Here is a 7182-nt window from a genome sequence, read left to right as displayed (position 1 = left end):
ATCGTCGGCATCGACCTCGGCACCAGCAATACCGTCGTCGCCTACAGCGCGCCCGGCAAGCAGCAGGTCGAACTGTTCGAAATCGAGCAACTGGTCGGTCCCGGCCAAGTTGCGGCGCGACCGCTGCTGCCGTCGGTGCGCTACCATCCGGCCGCCGGTGAGATCAGCCCCGGCGAGCTGCAACTGCCGTGGAGCACGGCGGCGAGCGGCGAGCCGGTGATCACCGGCCGCCTGGCGCTCGATCTCGGCGCACAGGTCCCCGGTCGCCTGGTGGCCAGCGCCAAGAGCTGGCTGTCGCATGCCGCGGTCGACCGCCTGGCGGCTATCCTGCCCTGGGGCGCTGAAGACGAGGTCGACAAAGTCTCACCGGTCGGCGCCAGCGCCAGCTACCTGGCGCACGTCCGCGCCGCCTGGCTGCACCGTTTTCCGAAGGCACCGCTGGAACAGCAGCAGGTGATCCTGACCGTTCCCGCTTCGTTCGACGAAGGCGCCCGCGCGCTGACGCTGGCCGCCGCACGCCAGGCCAGCCTGCCCAATCTGCGGCTGCTCGAAGAGCCGCAGGCAGCGTTCTACGACTGGCTGTTCCGTCATCAGCAGCAACTCGCCGGGGAACTGTCGGAAACACGACTGCTGCTGGTCTGCGATGTCGGCGGCGGGACCACCGACCTGACGCTGATCCAGGTCGCGATCACCGACGGCGAGCCGACCCTCACCCGCATCGGTGTCGGCGATCACCTGATGCTCGGTGGCGACAACATGGACCTCGCGCTGGCCCATCTAGTCGAGTCGCGGCTGCCGGCCAGCGAAGGCCGTCTGTCGGCGGCGCGCTTTTCGCAACTGACGGCGCGCTGCCGCGCCGCCAAGGAACAGTTGCTGACGACGGGCGCACCGGAGGCCGTATTGCTGACGCTGCTGGGTGGCGGCGCGCGGCTGATCGGCGGCGCCCGCACGGTCGAACTGCAGCGCGATGAAGCGCGGCAGGTCCTGGTCGATGGCTTCTTTCCGCGCGTCGCCCCCGATGAACCGCTGCAGCAGCGGCGGGCGGCAATCGTCGAGTTCGGCCTGCCCTACCCGGCCGATCCGGCGATCACCCGCCATGTCGCCGCCTTCCTCCGACGACACGCGGCAGCAGCGCGCCAGGCGCTGGCCGACACCGGCGAGCGGCAGGAGATGCCGGTTCCCGACACGCTGCTCCTGAATGGCGGAGTTTTTCGTGCCGATGCCCTCGCCGAGCGCCTGCAGCAAACCCTCGCCAGTTGGCGCGGCGCGGCGCTGCGGGTTCTGCACAACGAGAATCCCGATGTCGCCGTCGCGCGTGGGGCGGTCGCTTACGCGCTCGTTCGCCAGGGTCACGGGCGACGAATCGGTGGCGGCTCGGCGCGCAGCTACTTCCTGGTGCTCGAGGAGCAGGCGCAGCCGCGGCGCGGCATCTGCCTGCTGCCGCGCGGCAGCGAGGAAGGGCACGAAATCCCGCTGCCCGAGCGACGCTTCAGTTTGCGCCTGGGGCAACCGGTGCGCTTCCACCTGGCGTCGTCGGTGGCCGATACGAGTTACCTCCCGGGCCAGATCGCGACGCTTGACGAAGACGAATTCGTCCGCCTGCCGCCGATCGCCACCGTCGTCCAGGCGCCGGCCGGCAGCAGCCAGCGCGAGGTGCGGGTGCAACTGACCACCTCGATGACCGAAGTCGGCACCCTCGAGCTGCACTGCGTCAGCAGCGAGGATGCCGCTCGCCGCTGGTTGCTCGAGTTCCAGTTGCGCGGCGAGGGCGCCAGCGAAGCGCTGGCATCGCCGACTCTGCCGGCACGCTTTGCCGACGCCGTGCAGTGGGTCGAACGTATCTTCGGATCCAGCTCGCAGCCGGTGGACAGCAAGGAGGTCCGGCGCCTGCGTGGTCAGCTCGAGCATCTGCTCGGCAAGCGCGACGAATGGGAGATGCCCGTGCTGCGCGCGCTCTTCGACGCCCTGATGCAGCGCGCACGGCGTCGGCGGCGCTCGCCGGAGCACGAACGGCTGTGGCTCAACCTCGCTGGCTTCTGCCTCCGCCCGGGTCTCGGCGATGCGCTCGATGAGTGGCGGATAGAACAGCTGTGCGAGATTCTTCCGCAGGGGATCCAGTACGTCAACGAAAGCCAGAACTGGTCGGAATGGTGGACGCTCTGGCGGCGCGCCGCCGGTGGCCTGCCGCCCGGCATCCAGGAAAAACTCCTCGCCGAACTCGCTCCCTGGTTGCGCAGCGAGCCGACGAAAACCCGCAGCCGCCTGCCAGCAGCCATTGCCGGCAGCCACGACGACATGCTGCGGCTGGTCGCCTCACTCGAAAGGCTGCCGATCGAGCGCAAGGTCGAGGTCGGCGACTGGCTGCTCGAGCGGCTGCGCAAGGCTTCGGAGAAGCCGCTTGGCTGGTGGGCGCTCGGCCGCCTCGGCGCGCGCCAGTCGCTCTACGGCAGCGCCCACCAGGTGGTACCGCCCGAGGTCGCCGGCCGCTGGCTGGAAGCCGTGCTCGCGAGCGACTGGAAGAAGGTCGAGCCGGCCGCTTTCGCTGCCACGCAGATCGCCCGCCTGACCGGCGACCGCACGCGCGACCTGCCGGAAGACGCGCGCGAAGCGACGCTGGCCCGCCTGGCAACGATCAACGCCAGCGCCAGCTGGGTCGCCCAGGTAAGGACCGTGATCGAACTCGACAAGGCCGATGAACGCCGTGCGTTTGGCGAGTCCCTGCCGGCCGGACTGCGGCTGATCGGCGAAAACAGGGCATCGTAAACAGCCCGCTCTGTCCTCCCTTGTGAGACACTATCGCGTTGTGGCCGGACACAGGATCACCAGGGTTGCCAAACCCGTGTCGCCCGGCTGGCGCCCCCCGAAGCAGGTGATGATTTTCGAGGAGTGAGCAATGCACGCGCAACGAGGAACCGATCGACGCCAGAGTTCATCCGGGCCACCGGCTGGCATGGCAGAACGCCGCTGCGGCAGCGAGCGCCGCACACTTAACGTCACCAGGGAGTCCATCGCCGACGTCGAAACGCGTCTCGCCATGCTCGCCCGTCGCGGCAGACCCAACAGCGACGACAATGGTTCCGGCTGGGACAAGCTGATCATTCCTGTCGACTGATTTCCAGGCGGGGCTGCCCCGGAGCCGGGACTGCCGTCCACCAGCCTCGCTGGCCCCAGGCGGCGGACGCGCTGTCCGCCAATCGGGCACCCACCCGGAGAGCCGCCAGTCAGGCACCGGGATGCCAGTCCTCACGTTCCCTGGGTCCCGGGAGGCAAGGGCTTGCGCAATGGACTGACGACCGCCGGCATCTGCAGATCGCCGCGTCGCTCGAAGGGCACAGTGCCGATCCCGGAGAGGTTGAGACGGCCGACGATCCGGTAGTCGATACGCTCGCGGCCACCCTTCTGCAACTCGCGCAACTGTTTCAGCGCGCTCCCCAGGGTGCTGGTGGCCATCACCTCCAGTACCGCTTCGCCGAAACGCGGGACGGTGACGCCCTTGTCCGACAGGCCGGTAATGAATGGCTGTCCGTTCAATTCGACTTCGACACTGAGGCCGTTGATCCGCAATTCCACATCGTTGGGGTTCTGGACGCGCAACTTGAGAATGAAGCGTTGTTCGAACACGCCGACCTGCACCAGTTTCAGGCCGGCCACGCTGACTTCGGGCTTCTGCGACAGGCCGCCAAGACCCGCACAAGCGCTCAACAAGGCAATCGACAGGATGATCAGACCTCGTCTCACCGGCTTTGCCTGCCAGCTTCGAGAACCCGCAACAGGGTTGCCGTGTCGGACGACCCCCAGCCCATGGCCATCAAGGCATTGAGCTGCTGGCCAACCTGGCCGGAAACCGGCAGCGGCACGCCAAGGCGATGCGCTTCGGCGATCACTGCGGCGTAGTCCTTGTGATGCAGGCGTGCTTCGACGCCGGCGTCAAAGTCGCGCTCAACCATTTTCCTGCCCATCACTTCGAGCACCCGGCTGCCGGCCGAGCCACCGGCCAGTGCCTGCCGCACCCTCACCGGATCGGCACCGGCCGTGCGACTGAAGTGCAGCGCCTCGGCAACCGCCTGAATGGCGGCGACCATCACCATCTGGTTGCACGCCTTGGCCACCTGCCCGGCGCCGCTGTCACCGACATGCACGATCTTCCTGCCCAGCAACTCGAGGAGCGGCCGCACGCGCTCGAGTGCCGTCGCCTGGCCACCGACCATGATCGCCAGCGTCGCGGCGATGGCGCCCTGCTCACCGCCGGAGACCGGCGCATCGAGCATGTCGACGCCGTGCAGCGACAGACGCTGCGCCAGCGAACGCGCCATTTCCGGCGCGATGGTGCTCATGTCGACGAGGATCGAGCCGGCGGCAAACCCTTCGGCCAGGCCGTCCGCGCCGAAGGTCACCTGCTCGACGTCGGATCCGGCGGTAATGACCGTGAACACTACCTGTGAACGCCGGGCGACCGCCGCCGCGCTGCCACAGCTGACTGCGCCGGCTTCGAGCAAGGGCCGGCATGATGCCGAGTGCCGCGCCCATACCGCCACCGGATGACCGGCGCGCCGCAGATGCAGCGCCATCGGCCGGCCCATGACGCCGAGGCCGATGAAGCCAAGCTGCATCAGTTCTCTCCACCCGACAGCCGCTCGAGCAGCTTGAGGATGGCAATCGAATCCTCCTCACCGAGACCCGAGCCGACCATCGCGTTGTACATCTGCGCCGTCGCCGCCGACACTGGCAGGCACAGGCCCAGCTCGTGCGCGCTCTGCATGACGATGTTCATGTCCTTCTGATGCATCCAGGACTTGAAGCCGGGCTTGAAGTTGCGGTCGAGCATGCGCTGGCCGTGATTCTCGAGAATCTTCGAATAGGCGAAACCGCCGAGCAGCGCCTCGCGCACCCGGGCCGGGTCAACCCCGCTTTTCGCCGCGAAGTTGAGCGCCTCGGCAACGGTCAGCACGCCGACCCCGGTGACGATCTGGTTGGCCGCCTTGGCCACCTGCCCGGCACCCGAATCGCCGACGTGCACAATGTTCTTGCCCATGCACGCAAAAGCCGGGCGCGCGGTCGCGAAAGCGGCCTCGCTGCCGCCGACCATGATCGACAGCGTCCCGGCAACCGCGCCCACCTCGCCACCCGAAACCGGGGCATCGAGGAAATCGATGCCTTTGTCAAGCAGGCGGGCGGCGATGTCGCGCGCGGCTGCCGGCCGGATCGTGCTCATGTCGACGGCCACCTGCCCGGCCCTGCCGGCGCTCGCCACCCCCTGCTCGCCGAGCATCACCTGTTCGACATCGGGCGCATCGGCGACCATCGAGATCACCAAATCAACCACCGCCGCCAGCGCAGCCGGACTCGCCGCAGCACTCGCGCCAGCGTCGAGCAGGGGTTGCATCGACTCCGCACGGCGCGCCCAGACCGTGATCGGGTGGCCACCGCGCAACAGGTTCAGCGCCATCGGGCGCCCCATGATCCCCAGACCGATGAATCCGATTTTCATTGCTCTTCCCCTCGCCGCGGCGTGACAATCAAGCGTCGGAGTGTACCTTGCCACAGCGTCCCAAGTCGATGACATCATGCGGCCGGCGGTCGCCGACGAAACCGCCCGCCGGAATTTGTTCAAGGGCTTCCGGTTATCATCCGCATCTTTCGCTGCAGAGGGTTCATCGCATGGGATCAGCAGATAATGACCGGGCGGCAATCCCGACTGTCGGTGCGTGGACGGTTTTCCTGGTCTTCCTTCGCCTGGGACTGACGTCGTTCGGCGGGCCGATTGCACACCTCGGATACTTCCGCGAAGAGTTTGTCACTCGCCGGCGCTGGCTCGGTGAGCGCAGCTACGCCGACCTGGTTGCCCTCTGCCAATTCCTGCCCGGCCCCGCCAGCAGTCAGGTGGGCATGGCGATCGGGCTGTCGCGCGCCGGGTTCTCCGGCGCTCTGGCGGCCTGGGCAGGATTCACCCTGCCCTCGGCGATCGCCCTGATCCTCTTCGCCCTTGGCGTTGCGAGCTGGGGCAACGCCCTGCCCGCCGGTGCGCTGCACGGTTTGAAGGTCGTCGCCGTGGCGGTCGTCGCGCAGGCGGTATGGGGCATGGCGTGCAATCTGTGCACTGACAGCACGCGCGTCACCATCGCCGCAGTCGCTGCCTGCGTGACTCTGCTCTGGCCGACCGCCTGGGGACAGGTGGGCATGATCACCGGCGCGGCCGTCGTCGGCTGGCTCGTGTTCAAACCCGTCCAGGATGCAAGCCACAATCCATTGCCGATTGCCGTCAGTCGTCGCCTGGCGGCCGCGCTGCTGGTACTTTTCGCTGTCCTGCTGATCGCTCTGCCGATTCTTCTCCGCATCTGGCCGAACCAGGCCCTGGCGCTGACTGACGCCTTTTTCCGCGCCGGCGCGCTGGTCTTTGGCGGCGGACACGTCGTGCTGCCGCTTCTGCAGGCCGAGGTCGTGCCCAGCGGTTGGCTGACAAACGAAACCTTCCTGGCCGGCTATGGTGCCGCACAGGCCGTGCCCGGCCCGCTGTTCACCTTTGCCGCGTTCCTCGGGGCATCGATGAATACCGCGCCCAGTGGCTGGATTGGCGGCCTGCTCTGTCTTGTCGCCATCTTCATCCCCTCGTTCCTTCTCGTCGCCGGGGCGCTGCCCTTCTGGGAACAGCTGCGCCGCAGCGTTCGAACCCAGGCCGCGCTCGCCGGCGTCAATGCGGCGGTCGTTGGCCTGCTCCTCGCGGCCCTGTATCAACCGGTGTGGACCAGTGCCATCTTCCGGCCGGAGGATTTCGGCCTGGCGCTGCTGGCCTTCGTTGCCCTGATGTTCTGGAAGCTGCCGCCCTGGCTGGTTGTCCTGGCGACCGGCCTGGCCGGATGGCTGATCAGCGTCGTCCGCTGAAGCACCCGCCGCTGCACCACCGGGCGCTCGCGGGTGCGCCGACCGGTCGGCTTCCGGGTCGGTTTTCAGCCGATTACCGTGACCACCACCCGGCGCCGATGCGATATCGTCCGGTGCTCCCAGAGATAGATCCCCTGCCAGGTTCCGAGACGCATCTCGCCGTTGCCGACAGGCATCGTCAACGAGGAACCGGCGATGATGTTCCGCCCGTGCGCCGCCATGTCGTCGTCGCCCTCGTTGTCGTGGTGATAGGCCGGATCGCCGTCGGGCGCCCAGCGGGCAGCGAGGGTTTCCAGATCCCGA

The 7182-nt window shown here is 67.9% G+C and carries 7 protein-coding genes; 3 read left to right on the top strand and 4 right to left on the bottom strand.

From position 1 onward, the window contains the following. Both V5B39_RS20985 and V5B39_RS20980 read left to right on the top strand, forming a co-directional pair. On the top strand, positions 1-2763 hold a 2763-nt coding region (locus V5B39_RS20985; RefSeq protein WP_332344783.1), incomplete at its 5' end, for an Hsp70 family protein. Positions 2764-2893: 130 nt separating this feature from the next. Beyond that, positions 2894-3112: a hypothetical protein gene (locus tag V5B39_RS20980; RefSeq protein WP_332344743.1), complete on the top strand. Its 219-nt coding sequence runs from the start codon at positions 2894-2896 to the stop codon at positions 3110-3112. Between the two features lie 131 nt (positions 3113-3243). Here the strand turns inward: V5B39_RS20980 and V5B39_RS20975 are convergent, their stop codons facing one another. From V5B39_RS20975 to V5B39_RS20965, 3 genes are read right to left on the bottom strand one after another with little or no spacing between them, the layout of a single operon-like run. After that, positions 3244-3738: an LEA type 2 family protein gene (locus V5B39_RS20975; protein WP_332344782.1), complete on the bottom strand. Its 495-nt coding sequence runs from the start codon at positions 3736-3738 to the stop codon at positions 3244-3246. Then, positions 3735-4610 (bottom strand): NAD(P)-dependent oxidoreductase, encoded by an 876-nt coding sequence (locus V5B39_RS20970; RefSeq protein ID WP_332344781.1) that lies wholly within the window; start codon positions 4608-4610, stop codon positions 3735-3737. The genes V5B39_RS20975 and V5B39_RS20970 overlap by 4 nt, the downstream gene beginning before the upstream one ends. Next, positions 4610-5488: a 2-hydroxy-3-oxopropionate reductase gene (locus V5B39_RS20965; RefSeq protein WP_332344780.1), complete on the bottom strand. Its 879-nt coding sequence runs from the start codon at positions 5486-5488 to the stop codon at positions 4610-4612. The genes V5B39_RS20970 and V5B39_RS20965 overlap by 1 nt, the downstream gene beginning before the upstream one ends. 170 nt (positions 5489-5658) lie before the next feature. Between V5B39_RS20965 and chrA the strand changes: the two genes are divergently transcribed. Then, positions 5659-6879: a chromate efflux transporter gene (chrA, locus tag V5B39_RS20960; protein WP_332344779.1), complete on the top strand. Its 1221-nt coding sequence runs from the start codon at positions 5659-5661 to the stop codon at positions 6877-6879. Between the two features lie 65 nt (positions 6880-6944). On the opposite strand, the gene V5B39_RS20955 is transcribed toward chrA, so the two are convergent. Further along, on the bottom strand, positions 6945-7182 hold a 238-nt coding region (locus V5B39_RS20955), incomplete at its 5' end, for a secondary thiamine-phosphate synthase enzyme YjbQ (RefSeq protein WP_332344778.1).

This window comes from Accumulibacter sp. (assembly GCF_036625275.1).
GTDB lineage: Bacteria > Pseudomonadota > Gammaproteobacteria > Burkholderiales > Rhodocyclaceae > Accumulibacter.
The sequence above is the reverse complement of the archived record's forward strand: the minus strand, read 5'-3'. Positions and strand labels throughout refer to the sequence as shown.

What these genes read in the sequence shown, in the direction of transcription:
- V5B39_RS20970 (WP_332344781.1), bottom strand. Translation starts at nt 4,610, where the DNA reads ATGCAGCTTGGCTTCATCGGCCTCGGCGTCATGGGCCGGCCGATGGCG.
- V5B39_RS20965 (WP_332344780.1), bottom strand. Translation starts at nt 5,488, where the DNA reads ATGAAAATCGGATTCATCGGTCTGGGGATCATGGGGCGCCCGATGGCG.
- V5B39_RS20980 (WP_332344743.1), top strand. Translation starts at nt 2,894, where the DNA reads ATGCACGCGCAACGAGGAACCGATCGACGCCAGAGTTCATCCGGGCCA.
- chrA (WP_332344779.1), top strand. Translation starts at nt 5,659, where the DNA reads ATGGGATCAGCAGATAATGACCGGGCGGCAATCCCGACTGTCGGTGCG.